The sequence below is a fragment of the Thiobacillus sp. 65-1402 genome, assembly GCF_001897685.1.
Lineage (GTDB): Bacteria > Pseudomonadota > Gammaproteobacteria > Burkholderiales > Thiobacillaceae > Thiobacillus.
Window position 1 is genome coordinate 1 of the sequence record NZ_MKUG01000041.1, and the last position, 13850, is coordinate 13850.

The window sequence follows — 13850 nt, forward strand, 5'->3', positions numbered from 1 at the left end:
CGTGCCTCTGGTGTACCGGTTATGACGCCAGTCGTATCGCCGGGTAGCTAAGCACGGAAGAGATAAACGCTGAAAGCATCTAAGCGTGAAACTTGCCTCAAGATAAGATATCCCTTGTGACTTGATCACACTGAAGGGTCGTTCGAGACCAGGACGTTGATAGGCTGGGTGTGGAAGCGCAGTAATGCGTTAAGCTAACCAGTACTAATTGCCCGTGAGGCTTGATCCTATAATTTTGAGAAGCGCTGTATTTGATACAGAGCAGTGTGTGTATGCGATACAACCTCAACCCAACACCTTCTTCCAGTTCAGTCGGCTGAACGTCGAAAGACGATCGGCACCCCAGACAATTCGAATGCTGGGTCAAGGCTAGCCTTGATCCTCACCCCTTTGTCTGACGACCATAGCAGAGTGGAACCACCCCTTCCCATCCCGAACAGGACGGTGAAACGCTCCCGCGCCAATGATAGTAGGCATTCGCCTGTGAAAGTAGGTCATCGTCAGACTCCTTATGCGTACCCAAAAGGTACAACAAAACCCCCTCAAATCGAGGGGGTTTTTTATTTTCCATCGTTTGAGTAGAAAATATTTTCTCAACAAAATCATGCAATTGACTTCAATCTACAACTTTAGTTGTATGGAACATTGCTTCGCCTGAAGGTAAGTTGGCTGCGTGAGTATGAACTCACGATCACTAAACCTTAAAAGGAGGGAGTATGAACAAGCTGTATAGGAGTCTGGTGGCATTGCTGGGGTTGATGGCGCTGCCGGCTTTCGCTGCGGTGAATATCAATACGGCTACGCAGTCGGAACTCGAGGTGGTCAAGGGTCTGGGGCCCGCGAAAGCCAAGGCCATCATCATGTACCGCGAAGCCAATGGCAATTTCAAGCATCTGGATGAGCTGGATAACGTGAAAGGCTTTGGCAAGGCCAGTATCGACAAATTGAAAGAGGAATTGTCGGTTGGCCCAGAGAAGGCAAAAAAGTAATCTCTGCCATTTCCGCTAGTAACTGTCGCTAGCTATTGACGCGTCCCGCGGCCAGAAAAGGCTGCGGGATACGAAGGCGATTCATCCATTCGATCAAGCCGACGGTAGCTTAGGTGCCGCGCCCGGTATAATCCCCCCTTTCTTGCCCCCTGGTTCTTCATGTCTACCCTCGCCATCATTTTGATCGCAACTGCCGCGGGCAGCTTGCTGAGCTTGCTGCTGGCGGCGGTTCTGGCTTTCTCGGCCCGTCCCAGCTGGGTGCCGGTTCTCGTGAGTTACGCCATTGGCGCGTTGCTGGGGGCATCGTTACTGGAAGTATTGCCGGAAGCGGTCGAAATGGGGGGCGACATCGAAACCGTCGCCAAGGCCTTGCTTGGCGGTATCTTGCTGTTCTTCCTGCTGGAAAAACTGGTGTTGTGGCGGCACTGCCACGAGGAGGTCTGCGAAGCCCATGGCAGTCATGGCCACAGCCATGACCACGGGCGTTCCGGCATGATGATCACGGTGGGCGACACCTTTCACAATTTTGTCGACGGCATCATCATTGCCGGGGCTTTTCTGGTCGACTTTCGCTTGGGAGTGGTCACTGCGCTGGCGATCATTGCACATGAGATCCCACAGGAAATCGGCGACTTTCTCATTCTGCTGCACTCGGGATACACCCGCACTCAGGCGCTCTTGCTCAATTTTCTGACCGGGGTGGCAACGTTGATCGGTGCCTTGGTCGGTTATTACGCGCTGTCGATGCTGGAAGGCTGGATGCCGGTGCTGTTGGGGATGGCGGGGGCGAGCATGCTGTATGTGGCCCTGTCTGATCTGATCCCGGGTTTGCACAAGCGGGCGGAAATCGGCGCAACCTTGCAGCAGCTAGCGTTGATCGGACTGGGAATCGGCAGCGTCGGGCTGGTCGGGCATCTGATCGGGCATGGCTCCTGAACGACGGGTAGATTTACGGCCGCCGACGGCATAGACGAACAGCGCGATCGGCAGCACGCCGAGGAAGAGCAGGATGGCGAGTGCCTTGCCGATGCTGCTGGCGGTAATCGCCATCATCAGGATCACGTAGGCCCAGCCAATCGCTACGATATACATCACACGCTCCATCAGGATTCAACGTTATGGTAACCAAAGCAAAACGCCCGCGCACGCCGACTGTCGGTTTCGTCTCCCTCGGCTGCCCGAAGGCGACGGTTGATTCCGAACGCATCCTCACCCAACTGCGCGCCGAAGGCTACGGCATCGTCGGCAGCTACGATGATGCCGATGTGGTGGTGGTCAATACCTGCGGCTTCATCGACGCTGCGGTGCAGGAATCATTGGAGGCGATCGGCGAGGCCTTGGCGGAAAACGGCAAGGTCATCGTCACCGGCTGCCTCGGCGCCAAGGGCGACGTGGTGCGCGAGGCGCATCCCAAGGTGTTGGCGGTATCCGGCCCGCATGCGCTCGACGAAGTGATGGAGGCGGTGCACAGCGCGCTGCCGAAACCGCACGACCCGTTCGAAGACCTGATCCCGCCTGGCGGCATCAAGCTCACCCCGCGCCATTACGCTTACCTGAAGATTTCGGAGGGCTGCAATCACCGCTGCACCTTCTGCATCATTCCGTCGCTGCGCGGCGATCTGGTGAGCCGCCCGATCGGCGAGGTGATGCGCGAGGCGGAGGCCCTGGTCGGCGCAGGCGTGCAGGAATTGCTGGTGGTGTCGCAGGATACCAGCGCCTACGGCGTAGACGTGAAGTACCGCCCCGGCTTCTGGAACGGCCGTCCGCTGAAGACCCGCATGACCGAGCTCGCCGGCGCGCTGGGCAGCCTGGGTGCGTGGGTGCGGCTGCATTATGTGTATCCGTATCCCAGCGTGGACGACGCGATACCGCTGATGGCCGACGGCATCATCCTGCCTTACCTCGATATTCCGTTTCAGCATGCCAGCCCGCGCATTCTGAAATTGATGAAGCGCCCCGGCGCGGTCGAAAAAACGCTGGATCGCATCCAGTCCTGGCGCGCCGCCGTGCCTGATCTCACGCTGCGCTCCACCTTCATCGTCGGCTTTCCCGGCGAGACCGACGCCGAGTTCGAGGAATTGCTGGCCTTTCTCAAGGAGGCGCAACTCGACCGCGTCGGCTGCTTCAAGTATTCGCCGGTCGAGGGGGCGGCCGCCAACGAATTGCCCGGCGCGGTGCCAGAAGAGCTGAAAGAGGAGCGGCTTGAGCGCTTCATGGAAGTGCAGGCGGAAATATCGGCGGCCAGACTCGATGCCAAGATCGGCCGCGAAATCGAGGTGATCGTCGACGAGGAGGACGAGGTGGGGACGCTAGCGCGCAGCCATGCCGATGCGCCGGAAATCGACGGCGTGGTGTACCTCGAAGGCGTGTTCGATCTGCAGCCGGGGACGCGTCTCAAGGTCCGGGTCGAGGAGGCTGACGAGCACGACCTGTGGGCGGTGCCGCTCTGAGCCGGCCTCAATCCGGCATTGCGTTCAGGCGGCGCGGCCGCCGCCAGATTTTCCAGTAGTCCGTTCGTTGCAGATGCAGCATCCTGCCGCTGACCGGGTCGGCCAGGTGCAGCCCCGGCCGGCCAAGCGCGCGCAGGCTGCCGAGCAGCGGCGCGAACCAGTTTGCTTCCAGTTCGCGGATGGCCTCGCGCCAGCCATAGGCATCGCCGTACTGTCCGGCGTTCGTCAATTCGTCGAGCAGGATCACGCATTCCGTTGCGAGCATGGATTTTTCCAGACGCCGCGGCAGGGGATGCAGCGGCGCGCCGCAGAATGCCCCCAGCGCGTGCGCCTCGCCATCACGCGCATAAACGGGCATGCGGATTGCCGATGTGGCCGGTTTGCTGCCTCCCCCCCACAGCCACAGCGAATTCACCGGCAGTTCGCCGCGCGCTTCGCGTGCCTGGTTGAGCGGATGCTCATGCAACAGCATTTGCAGTTCGTTCAATTGCACGCGGAACCGCATCGCGTCGGCGCCGTGCGGTAGCAGGGGATCGATGTCGCGGCCCACCGCGACTGACAGGGCGGTGGTGGTCAGGCGCGGCGCCTGCGGAAAGCGCAGATACCAGCGCTTGGGCGTGAGCGGAATCGGGCTCAGGTCCTCGCCGAAGTGCCGGCCAATCGCGGCAGCCAGGGTTGCGGCCTCCTGCTGCTGCAATGCCAGATCGCGGCTGTCCGCCAACACGATGCGCTCGCGCATGACTCGCAGGTGCACCGGGTCGGCGCGCAGCCAGTATGCGTCTCCGGCCATCCCGCCGTCCGCTTCCAGGGTGATCGGCGCGAGCGGCCAGTCCTGCTGGCGTTTGATGCCCAAGGCCCCGCACAGCGCGGCTTCCACCCCCTCGGCCGGACCGGGACGAAGGGCGCCGCGCGCCAGCAGCGTTTCCAGCGCGGGCAGACGCAGATCCTGCGTCGCCGTTTCCAACAGGCGCGCAGACGGGAACAGATGGGGAACGAGGAACAGCATGCAGCGAGTGTAGCAAAGCGGATTCGCTACAATGGCGGGCATGCGCCAGAGCTTCCATGACATCACCGTCGCCACCCGCGGCAAGGGCCTGTATGCCTTTACCCCGCAGGTGCGCGACTGGGTGCGGGCGAGCGGCATCAGGCAGGGCCTGCTCACCCTGTACATCCGCCACACCTCGGCGAGCCTGCTGATTCAGGAAAACCACGATCCGACCGTGCAGACCGATCTGGAGCGCTTCCTGTCGCGGCTGGTGCCGGAAGGCGATGCGATCTACGAACATACGCTGGAAGGCGCGGACGACATGCCGGCGCACGTGCGCGCGGCGCTGACGCAAACCCATCTGGCGATCCCGGTCGCGGACGGCGCGCCGCTGCTCGGCACCTGGCAGGGGATTTATGTATTCGAGCACCGGCGCGCCATGCAGACGCGCGACGTGGTGCTGCACCTGCTGGGCGAGTAGGGCGGCTGTGGCATACTCCGGCCATTCCTTCAGCGAGTCGCGCTTTGCTTCCCTTTGAGCTTCTGGTCGGCCTGCGTTACACCCACGCCAAGCGCCGCAACCATTTCATCTCCTTCATTTCCATCGTCTCGATGGCGGGCATTGCGTTGGGCGTGATGGCGCTGATCGTGGTGCTCTCCGTGATGAACGGTTTTCAGGAGGAACTGCGTGCGCGCATTCTCGGCGTGGCGGCGCATCTGGAAATCAGCGGCCCGGCGGATCGCCTGGCCGACTGGCGCGGCGTGCTGGCGCAGGCGCAGCGGAACAAGGAGGTGTTGTCCGGCGCGCCCTATGTCAATGCGCAGGGCATGCTGGCCAACGGCGACATGGTGCGCGGCGCGATCATCCGCGGCGTGCTGCCGGAACTGGAAAGCCGGGTGGCCGACTTTGCGCAGCACATGAAGGCGGGAAAGCTGGCCGATCTCAGGCCCGGCGACTTCGGCATCGTTCTGGGCGCGGAGCTGGCGCGCGCGTTGAATGTCTACCCGGGCGACAAGCTGGTGCTGCTCACGCCGCAGGGCAATATCACGCCGGCGGGCGTGATGCCGCGGGTCAAGCAGTTCACCGTCACCGGCATCTTCGAAGCCGGCATGTTCGAATACGATTCCGGGCTTGCGCTGATTCACTTGCAGGATGCGCAAAAGCTGCTGCGGCTGGGCAACGACGTGTCGGGCGTGCGGCTGAAGCTCGACGAACTGTTCCGTGCACCGCTGGTCACGCGCGAGCTGTCGCAGAGCCTGAGCGGCCATTACTACCTCACCGACTGGACGCAGAGCCACGCCAATTTCTTCCGTGCGGTGGCGATCGAAAAGCGCATGATGTTCCTGATCCTGCTGCTCATCGTGGCGGTGGCGGCGTTCAACATCGTCTCCACCCTGGTGATGGCCGTCACCGACAAGCAGTCGGACATCGCCATCCTGCGTACGCTGGGCGCCAAGCCCGCGTCCATCATGGCGATTTTCATCGTGCAGGGCGCATTCATCGGCGTGTTCGGCACCCTGCTCGGCGTGGTCAGCGGGGTGCTGCTCGCGCTCAACGTCGAAACCGTCGTGCCTTTCATCGAACGTCTGGCCGGCATGGACCTGTTCCCGGCAGACGTGTACTACATCAGCCAACTGCCGTCCAAGCTGGTGTGGGACGATGTCGGCATCATCGGCGGGGTCTCGCTGCTGATCAGTCTGGTTGCGACGCTGTACCCGAGCTGGCGCGCGTCGCGCATCAACCCGGCGGAGGCGCTGCGCTATGAGTGAGGTCGTGCTGCGCTGCCGCGGCCTGGGTAAAACCTTCCGCCAGGGAAAAAACGACGTTCCGGTGCTGGCGGGCGTCGATCTCGAAGTCCGCGCCGGCGAGTCGCTTGCCATCGTCGGCGCCTCGGGATCGGGCAAAAGCACCTTGCTGCACCTGCTGGGCGGCCTCGACGCGCCGACCTGCGGCCAGGTCGAACTGCAGGGGCGCGATCCTTTCGCCATTTCCGAAGCGGCGCGCTGCGAACTGCGCAACACTGCGCTCGGTTTCGTCTATCAGTTCCATCATCTGCTGCCGGAGTTTTCGGCGCTGGAAAATGTGGCCATGCCGCTCATCGTCCGCCGTCTGGAGCACGCCCAGGCGCTGGCGCGCGCGGCCAGGGTGCTGGACGAAGTCGGGTTGGGCCACCGGCTTTCCCATCGCCCCGGCGAGCTTTCCGGCGGCGAGCGGCAGCGCGTCGCCATTGCGCGCGCGCTGGTTACGCGACCCGCGTGCATCCTCGCCGACGAGCCGACCGGCAATCTCGACCGTCATACCGCCAATGCCGTGTTCGACCTGATGCGCGAGCTCAACCGCAAAGAGGGCGCCAGCCTGATCGTCGTCACCCACGACAGCGAGCTTGCCGCACGCATGGACCGGCAGTCGAGGCTGGTGGACGGGGCACTGCAACCGGCCTGAGCGTTCGACGCGATGCAGATCTATCTCATCGCGTTCTGTCTCGGCGTATGGCTGCTGCAGCAGCAGGCGGCGCTGCCTGCCGCGCGCGGGCTGTGGCTGCTGCCGCTGGCGTCGGTCGTTCTGCTGGTCCCGAATTCCCCCCGGGTTTTGCCGGAAACGCTGCGCCGGTTGGCGGTGGCGCTGCTGTGCGCCGCGCTCGGCTTCGGCTGGGCAGCCTGGCGGGCCGGACTGCAGCTGGCCGATCGCCTGCCCGATCACTGGCAGGGCGTGGACATCGCCGTGGTTGGCGTGGTGAGTGACTTGCCGCTGGCCGACCCGCGCGGCGAGCGCTTCGTGCTGGACATCGAGCGAGTCGTCACGCCGGGTGCGCCGAACCTGCGGCGCATCCAGCTTGCGCGCTACTGGCCGCGCGACGCGGTGGCGCGTACTCCGACTGTGCAGGCGGGCGAGCGCTGGCAGTTCACGGTGCGGCTGAAACGGCCTTACGGCACGCACAACCCGCACGGATTCGATCTCGAAGCCTGGATGCTCGAGCGCGGCATCGCCGCTGCCGGATACGTGCGCGAACAGCCGCGGCCGCGCCGCCTCGATGCGCGCGCGGCCACACCGGCCGCCTGGATTGCCGCCACGCGCGCCGCGATCCGCGAACGGATCAATTCGACGCTGGGCGATGCGCCCTATGCCGGCGTCATCGCGGCGCTGGTGATCGGCGACCAGCGCGGCATCCCGCACGAGCAATGGCGTGCCTTCACCCGCACCGGGGTCAATCATCTGCTGTCGATTTCCGGCCTGCACGTCACCATGATCGCCGCGCTCGCCGGCTGGGCGCTGGCGTTCGGCTGGCGGCGCTGGCCGCGCGCGGCGGAGCGGCTGCCGGCACGGCAGGCGGGGCTGCTGGCCGCGGTCATGGCGGCGTGCGCCTATGCCGTGCTGGCCGGCTTTCAGGTGCCGGCGCAGCGCACCCTGTTCATGCTCGGCGTGCTGGCGCTGGCATTCTGGGGACGCCGCGAGCCGCGCTCCTTTTCGGCCCTGACGTGGGCCTTGTTTGCCGTGTTGCTGATCGATCCGTGGGCGGTGCTGTCGGCCGGCTTCTGGCTGTCGTTCGGCGCCATGGCGGCGATCCTGTGGGCGACGTTCGGCCGGCTGGCGCTGCCCGACAGGCTGCGCGGCTGGGTGACGGTACAGGCGGCGGTGACGCTGGCGCTGGCGCCTGCCTTGTTCCTGCTGTTCCAGCAGGTGTCGCTGGTTTCACCGCTCGCCAACGCCATCGCCATCCCGCTCGTCAGCTGGCTGGTCACGCCGTTGGCGCTGCTTGGCGTGATCGTGCCACCGCTATGGCAGGCGGCGGCATGGCTGATGACGGGATTGGGCAAAGGGCTGGTCTGGGCGAGTACGCTGCCGTGGGCGGTTGCGGCCCAGCCTGCGCCGGAGGGATGGGCCGTGCTGCTGGCCGTCGCCGGCACCGTTTGGCTATTGCTGCCGCGCGGGTTTCCGCTGCGGGTTCTGGGCGGCCTGCTGTGGCTGCCGCTGGTGTTTCCCGTGCGCGCCGGTGTGGCGCCCGACACCTTCCAGGCGGAAATCATCGATGTCGGGCAAGGCACCGCCATCCTGATCCGCACCGCGCAGCATGCGCTGCTCTACGACACCGGCGCCGCGTTTGCCGACAGCGACGCGGGCGAACGCATCGTCGTCCCCTATCTGCGGGCAGCCGGCGTCGCCGGGTTGTCCGGCGTGATCGTTTCGCACGACGACAGCGATCACAGCGGCGGCCTGCGGTCGCTGCTGCGCGACGTCCCGACCGGCTGGCTGCTGCATGGTCTGCCCGCCGCCAGCCCGCTTTTGATGAATGCGCCTGCCCCGCGCCGCTGCGTCCGGGGACAGCGCTGGCAATGGGAGGGCGTGCGCTTCGAGATCCTGAACCCGCCCGTCACCGCAGTTGCCGAATCCGGCCGCCGTGACAACGATTTCAGCTGCGTGCTGAAAATCAGCCGGGGCGGGCATAGCCTGCTGATTACCGGCGATGCCGAGCGGCGCGGCGAACTCGAACTGCTGGAGTCGGGCGCGGATATCGCGGCCACGGTGCTGGTGGCCGGGCATCACGGCAGCCGCACCTCGTCGCTGGCGGAATTCGTCGACCGGGTGCGGCCGCATTATGGTGTGTTCACGGTGGGCTACCGCAACCGCTTCGGTCATCCGCATCCGCAGGTGACGGCGCGATTCCGTGAGCAGGGTGCGCGGATTCTGCGCAGCGACACGGGCGGCCTCATCCGGCTGACGTTTGGCGAAGCCGGGGTGGTGGCCTCAGAATATCGTCCGTCCCACCGTCGTTACTGGCATGACACGCCGCCGTCCCATGAATGAAATCGTCCGTTCCCGCTGTTTTGACGCCACCGATCTGGAATCGGCGCGGCAGGCGCTGTCGCGCGTGTTGCCGGTGGCGGAAAACGATCTGCCCTGGCGCGCGCTGGCTTATGCGCACGACCGCCTGGGCGGCAGCGCGGCCTTTGCCCACAGCGTGGGCACGGCGTTGATCGTCGCCGAACTGCGCGTGGGCGCGGATGCGGTCGCGGCGGCGCTGCTGCAGGCCTGTCTGGGCGAAGCGCCCGATTTCGATGCCGCGTTCGGCACCGCTGCGCGGCTGGCGCGCGGCGTGGCTGCGATGGCCCGCATCGAGACGCTGGCCAGCAGCGCCACCGACAAGCGCGTCGACCCGCATGCCCAGCTGGAAGCGCTGCGGCAGATGGTGCTGGCGATGGTGGAGGATATCCGGATCGTGCTGGTCAAGCTGGCCGAACGGACGCATGCGCTGCGTTGCGCCGCCAGCGCGGATGCCGCCATGCGCGAAGCGCTGGGGCAGCAGGCGCGCGAACTGTTCGCTCCGCTGGCGAACCGGCTCGGCGTATGGCAGATCAAGTGGGAAATGGAGGACTGGGCGTTCCGTTATCTGGAGCCCGATACCTACAAGAGCATCGCCGTTCAGCTCGACGAAAAGCGCGCCGACCGCGAGACCTATATCAAGGGCATCATCGAGCGCCTGCAGGCCGAGCTTGCGCTGCACGGCATCGAAGCCGAAGTCAGCGGTCGCCCCAAGCACATCGCCAGCATCGTCAACAAGATGCGGCGCAAGCGGCTTTCGTTCGAGCAGCTCTACGACATCCGCGCGGTGCGCGTGCTGGTGCGCCACGAGATCGACTGCTACACCGTGCTGGGGCTGGTGCACAACCTGTGGCAGCCGATTCCGGGCGAGTTCGACGACTATATCTCGCAGCCGAAGAGCAACGAATACCGTTCGCTGCATACCGCGGTGATCGGCCCCGAGGAGCGCGCACTCGAAGTGCAGATCCGCACTTTCGACATGCACCGCCATGCCGAACTGGGGGTCGCCGCGCACTGGCGCTACAAGGAGGGCGGCAGGCAGGACGCGCAGTACGAGGAAAAGATCGCCTGGCTGCGGCGCATCCTGGAATGGAAGGACGACGTTGCCGACAGCAGCGAATTCACCGAGCAGTTCAAGACCGAGCTGTTCCATGACCAGGTCTACGTGCTGACGCCGCAGGGGCGGGTGGTGGCGCTCGATCGCGGCGCCACGCCGGTGGACTTCGCCTATGCGCTGCATACGGATCTGGGACACCGCTGTCGCGGCGCCAAGATCGACGGTGCGATGGTGCCGTTGAATACCGCGCTGGGGAATGGCCAGCGAGTCGAGATCATCGTCGCCAAGGAGGGGGAGCCGAGCCGCGACTGGCTGAATCCTGCGCTCGGCTATCTGGCCACCCATCGCGCACGCTCCAAGGTGCGCGCGTGGTTCCGCCAGCGCGATGTCGGCGAACAGGTCAGCCTCGGCCGCACCCTGCTGGAAAAGGAACTCAAGCGCCTGGGCGTGGTGGATGCGAACCAGGAAAAGCTCGCCCAGCGCCTCAAGTTCGGCAAGGTCGAAGAGTTCCTTGCCGCGCTCGGACGCGGCGACGTCGGCCAGCGCGATCTGGTCAATGCCCTGCCGGAGTCCGGCAAAGCCCTGGCCGCGCTGGCACCCACCGGCAAACCCCGGGTGCGCGCCAAATCAGGCAATCCCGTCACCATTCCGGGGCTGGGCGACGTGCCGTTGACGCTGGCGCGCTGCTGCAAGCCGCAGCCGCCCGACACCATCGTCGCCTACACCACGGTCGGGCGCGGCGTCACGGTGCACCGCGCCGACTGCGCCTCGCTCAAGCGTGCCAATCCCGCGCGTGCGATGCCGGCGCAATGGCTGCTCGATGCGGGTGCTGCGTTCGAGGTGGACATCCGCCTCAAGGCCTTCGACCGGCAGGGGCTGCTGCGCGACATTTCGGACGTCATCGCCAAGGAGAGGCTCGACGTGCTGCGCGTCAATACCGACAGCCGCGGCGAATATGCCCACATGCAGCTCACCGTGCGCATCAGGGAACTGCAGCAACTGGCCCGTCTGCTGGCGCGCCTGCAGCATGTGCAGAACGTGATTGAAGTGATGCGCGGCTGAGTTTCCGCTTTTTGCCGGGGTTCCCCGTTTCGTTCCTTGTCGAGTCTGCCATGACACCGCAACCCGCCATTCTTCAGCCTGTTCCCGACCATGCGCGCCACCTGTTTTTCGATCTGAAGCCCGCAGCGGACCTCCGTGCCGCGCTGCGGGCGCTGGCCGACGCATGCGACGGCGCATCGGCCGTGCTGGGAATTGGCGCAGGGGTAGCCGCGGCGCTGGGGGCCGGCTTTACCGGTCTGCGCGGCTTTCCCGAACTGCCCCGGGCCAGGCCGGCGATCCCGGCGACGCAGCATGCGCTGTGGCTGTGGTTGCGCGGCGACGATCCGGGCGATCTGCTGCTGCGCGGGCATGCGCTGCAGGCGATGGCCGAGCCGGCATTTACCCGGGTGCAGGCGATCGACAGCTTCCGCCATCGGGACAGCCGTGACCTCACCGGCTATGAAGACGGCACCGAGAATCCCAAGGATGAAGCCGCAGTCGAGGCGGCGATCGCGCAGGGGCAGGGTGCCGGCATCGATGGCTCGAGCTTTGCCGCGGTGCAGCAATGGCTGCACGACTTCCCCGCGTTCGAGGCGCTGCCGCGCGCTGAACAGGATAACTGCATCGGCCGCCGCCGCGACGACAACGAGGAGATCGGCGATGCGCCCGCGTCGGCGCACGTCAAGCGCACCGCGCAGGAAGACTTCGAACCGGAGGCCTTTGTGGTGCGCCGTTCCATGCCCTGGGTGGCGGGCGCGGATGGCGGGCTGATGTTTCTCGCCTTCGGCAAGTCGTTCGAGGCTTTCGAAGCTCAGTTGCGCCGCATGACCGGGCACGACGACGGCATCAGCGATGCGCTGTTCCACTTCACCCGCCCGCTCACCGGCGGCTATTACTGGTGTCCGCCCATGGCCGGCAATGGGGCCGATCTTTCCGCTTTGGGCGTGTGAGCGTGCCGCCCAAGCCGGAGACGCCGCCCGCAAACGACGCGCCCGAAGGCGTGCTCACGCGGCGCACGCCGTGGTGGCGCAACTGGAAAGTGATGCTGCCGCTGTGGCTGGGGATAGCCGTGCTGGTGGGGCTGGGGCTGCATTTCAACGTCGATCGCGGCGTGATCGCCGGCAGCGTGGTGGCAATCGGGCTGATCTCCAACGCCTTTGCCTGGCTGCTGGGGGTGATCGCCCTGGTGCCGGTCATTGGTCCGGTCATCGTCAAGGTGTTGTCGATCGGCTTCATCTGGCTGCTCAACGCAGTAGGCTATCTGGTGTCTTATATCGCCATCCGCCGCGGCTACTCCAAGGATGTGCTGACCTATCGCGGGCTGACCGTGGCGATCATCATTGGCATCGTGATCGGCTTCGTGCTGGGCAAGCTGATTTAAGGCCTGTCAACACTAGTGTCGTGACTCAGAAATATCGCAACATGAAACGGCGTCTTTTTCCGCATGGCGGCGTTGCACGTCGTTGCCATAGAGCCGGCTATGTCGCCTCCTCGCGCCTTGCCCTGCGAAAAAATCCATCCGTTTCATTACGTTTCCCTATTTCTGAGTCACGACACTAGTTTCCCGGTACGGCGGCCAGAATCTTCCGTGCCAGCTGCTGCAGGCCAGCGCGGGACAGGTCGGCCGTGCTGAAAGTCTGATCGGCCGGCGTCGGCGCGTAATTGCTCGACAGCGATTTGCCATAGGCCGGGTCGTAATGCTGTTCCAGCAAGGCGGCCACCAGATCGTCCCATGCCTGCAGGCGGGCCAGCGCCTGCCATGCCGCGACGGTTTCGTGGCCGCGCAGCGAAACAAGGTGGGCAAGCCGGCTGTTGATGATTGCGGGGTCGTGCAGAAAATGTGCGTAGTCTTCGGTCAGAAGCCGGACGCGCGTCGCCAGCGGAACTTCCAGCCGTATGCAGGGGCTGGCACGCATCGCCGCGATGAGCGCAGCGGGCACCCGCAGCACGCCGATTTTTTTGCTTTCCGACTCCACGAATACCGGGCGCTGCGGGTTGAATCGGGCGAGGGCGAAGCAGATCGCGCTCTCGAAGCTTTTTTGCGTCGGCTGGGGCTGTTCCGGCAGCGCCCCCAGCAACGAGCCCCGATGGGCGGCGAGCGCTTCGAGGTCGAGCACCTGAGCGCCTTCGTCGGCCAGTGCCTGCAGCAGACGGCTCTTGCCGCTGCCGGTGGGACCGCTTACCACACGATAGCTCAACAGAGCCGGCAGACGCTCGAGTTCCGCTACCACATGCCGCCGATAGGCTTGATAGCCGCCGTCGAGCTGCGTCGCGGCGAAGCCGATTTTCTGCAGGATGTGCGTCATCGCACCGCTGCGGCTGCCGCCGCGCCAGCAATACACCAGCGGGCGATACGATTTGGGCTTGTCGGCAAACCAGGTTTCGAGGTGGCGGGCGATATTGCGCGACACCAGCGCTGCGCCGACTTTCTTGGCCTCGAACGACGACACCTGTTTGTACAGGGTGCCGACGCGCTCGCGCTCGGCATCGTCCAGCACCGGCAGATTGA

The 13850-nt window shown here is 64.9% G+C and carries 13 protein-coding genes and 2 rRNA genes; 12 read left to right on the top strand and 3 right to left on the bottom strand.

From position 1 onward, the window contains the following. From BGO62_RS03340 to BGO62_RS03355, 4 genes are all read left to right on the top strand, one after another. Positions 1 to 229: ribosomal RNA gene (locus BGO62_RS03340) — 23S ribosomal RNA — on the top strand; the annotation flags it as partial. Positions 230 to 393: 164 nt separating this feature from the next. Next, positions 394 to 506 (top strand): 5S ribosomal RNA (gene rrf, locus BGO62_RS03345). A 210-nt stretch (positions 507 to 716) separates the two neighbouring features. After that, positions 717 to 989, top strand: coding sequence for a helix-hairpin-helix domain-containing protein (locus BGO62_RS03350; protein WP_296639313.1), 273 nt, complete (start codon positions 717 to 719; stop codon positions 987 to 989). Positions 990 to 1148: 159 nt separating this feature from the next. After that, positions 1149 to 1925, top strand: coding sequence for a ZIP family metal transporter (locus tag BGO62_RS03355; RefSeq protein ID WP_296639315.1), 777 nt, complete (start codon positions 1149 to 1151; stop codon positions 1923 to 1925). Here the strand turns inward: BGO62_RS03355 and BGO62_RS03360 are convergent. Further along, complete coding sequence (locus BGO62_RS03360; RefSeq protein ID WP_296639317.1) at positions 1857 to 2081, bottom strand: hypothetical protein; 225 nt, start codon at positions 2079 to 2081, stop codon at positions 1857 to 1859. The two genes, BGO62_RS03355 and BGO62_RS03360, sit on opposite strands and share 69 nt — an antisense overlap. Positions 2082 to 2107: 26 nt before the next feature. On the opposite strand from BGO62_RS03360, the gene rimO reads away from it, so the two are divergent. Continuing rightward, positions 2108 to 3439, top strand: a complete 1332-nt coding sequence (gene rimO / locus BGO62_RS03365; protein WP_296639319.1) for a 30S ribosomal protein S12 methylthiotransferase RimO — start codon at positions 2108 to 2110, stop codon at positions 3437 to 3439. Between the two features lie 7 nt (positions 3440 to 3446). Here the strand turns inward: rimO and BGO62_RS03370 are convergent, their stop codons facing one another. Continuing rightward, complete coding sequence (locus tag BGO62_RS03370; RefSeq protein ID WP_296639321.1) at positions 3447 to 4487, bottom strand: hypothetical protein; 1041 nt, start codon at positions 4485 to 4487, stop codon at positions 3447 to 3449. Between BGO62_RS03370 and BGO62_RS03375 the strand changes: the two genes are divergently transcribed. Genes BGO62_RS03375 through BGO62_RS03405 form a run of 7 tightly spaced genes read left to right on the top strand, consistent with a single transcriptional unit; the run spans position 4477 to position 12722 of the window. After that, positions 4477 to 4905 carry a secondary thiamine-phosphate synthase enzyme YjbQ gene (locus tag BGO62_RS03375; protein ID WP_296639323.1) on the top strand — a complete coding sequence of 143 codons (429 nt, stop codon included), beginning with the start codon at positions 4477 to 4479 and terminating at the stop codon, positions 4903 to 4905. The genes BGO62_RS03370 and BGO62_RS03375 overlap by 11 nt on opposite strands. A 44-nt stretch (positions 4906 to 4949) precedes the next feature. Further along, the gene (locus tag BGO62_RS03380; protein ID WP_296639325.1) at positions 4950 to 6194 is read left to right on the top strand and encodes a lipoprotein-releasing ABC transporter permease subunit; all 1245 of its coding nucleotides are present in this window, start codon (positions 4950 to 4952) and stop codon (positions 6192 to 6194) included. Beyond that, entirely contained in the window at positions 6187 to 6867 is a 681-nt protein-coding gene (lolD, locus tag BGO62_RS03385; protein WP_296639326.1) for a lipoprotein-releasing ABC transporter ATP-binding protein LolD, read from the top strand. Before BGO62_RS03380 ends, lolD begins: the two co-directional genes overlap by 8 nt. A gap of 12 nt (positions 6868 to 6879) precedes the next feature. Beyond that, positions 6880 to 9228: a DNA internalization-related competence protein ComEC/Rec2 gene (locus tag BGO62_RS03390; protein ID WP_296639327.1), complete on the top strand. Its 2349-nt coding sequence runs from the start codon at positions 6880 to 6882 to the stop codon at positions 9226 to 9228. Further along, the gene (locus tag BGO62_RS03395) at positions 9221 to 11362 is read left to right on the top strand and encodes a bifunctional (p)ppGpp synthetase/guanosine-3',5'-bis(diphosphate) 3'-pyrophosphohydrolase (protein WP_296639329.1); all 2142 of its coding nucleotides are present in this window, start codon (positions 9221 to 9223) and stop codon (positions 11360 to 11362) included. The genes BGO62_RS03390 and BGO62_RS03395 overlap by 8 nt, the downstream gene beginning before the upstream one ends. A gap of 50 nt (positions 11363 to 11412) precedes the next feature. Then, on the top strand, positions 11413 to 12291 hold the full coding sequence (locus tag BGO62_RS03400) for a Dyp-type peroxidase (RefSeq protein WP_296639331.1): 879 nt from the start codon (positions 11413 to 11415) through the stop codon (positions 12289 to 12291). Then, entirely contained in the window at positions 12288 to 12722 is a 435-nt protein-coding gene (locus BGO62_RS03405) for a hypothetical protein (RefSeq protein WP_296639332.1), read from the top strand. The genes BGO62_RS03400 and BGO62_RS03405 overlap by 4 nt, the downstream gene beginning before the upstream one ends. A 175-nt stretch (positions 12723 to 12897) precedes the next feature. Here BGO62_RS03405 and mnmH read toward each other — a convergent pair. Next, positions 12898 to 13850: tRNA 2-selenouridine(34) synthase MnmH (mnmH, locus tag BGO62_RS03410; protein ID WP_296639333.1), on the bottom strand; the 953-nt coding region annotated here is incomplete at its 5' end.

What these genes read in the sequence shown, in the direction of transcription:
- lolD (WP_296639326.1), top strand. Translation starts at nt 6,187, where the DNA reads ATGAGTGAGGTCGTGCTGCGCTGCCGCGGCCTGGGTAAAACCTTCCGC.
- BGO62_RS03350 (WP_296639313.1), top strand. Translation starts at nt 717, where the DNA reads ATGAACAAGCTGTATAGGAGTCTGGTGGCATTGCTGGGGTTGATGGCG.
- BGO62_RS03375 (WP_296639323.1), top strand. Translation starts at nt 4,477, where the DNA reads ATGGCGGGCATGCGCCAGAGCTTCCATGACATCACCGTCGCCACCCGC.
- BGO62_RS03400 (WP_296639331.1), top strand. Translation starts at nt 11,413, where the DNA reads ATGACACCGCAACCCGCCATTCTTCAGCCTGTTCCCGACCATGCGCGC.
- BGO62_RS03370 (WP_296639321.1), bottom strand. Translation starts at nt 4,487, where the DNA reads ATGCCCGCCATTGTAGCGAATCCGCTTTGCTACACTCGCTGCATGCTG.
- BGO62_RS03355 (WP_296639315.1), top strand. Translation starts at nt 1,149, where the DNA reads ATGTCTACCCTCGCCATCATTTTGATCGCAACTGCCGCGGGCAGCTTG.
- rimO (WP_296639319.1), top strand. Translation starts at nt 2,108, where the DNA reads ATGGTAACCAAAGCAAAACGCCCGCGCACGCCGACTGTCGGTTTCGTC.
- BGO62_RS03395 (WP_296639329.1), top strand. Translation starts at nt 9,221, where the DNA reads ATGAATGAAATCGTCCGTTCCCGCTGTTTTGACGCCACCGATCTGGAA.
- BGO62_RS03360 (WP_296639317.1), bottom strand. Translation starts at nt 2,081, where the DNA reads ATGTATATCGTAGCGATTGGCTGGGCCTACGTGATCCTGATGATGGCG.
- BGO62_RS03390 (WP_296639327.1), top strand. Translation starts at nt 6,880, where the DNA reads ATGCAGATCTATCTCATCGCGTTCTGTCTCGGCGTATGGCTGCTGCAG.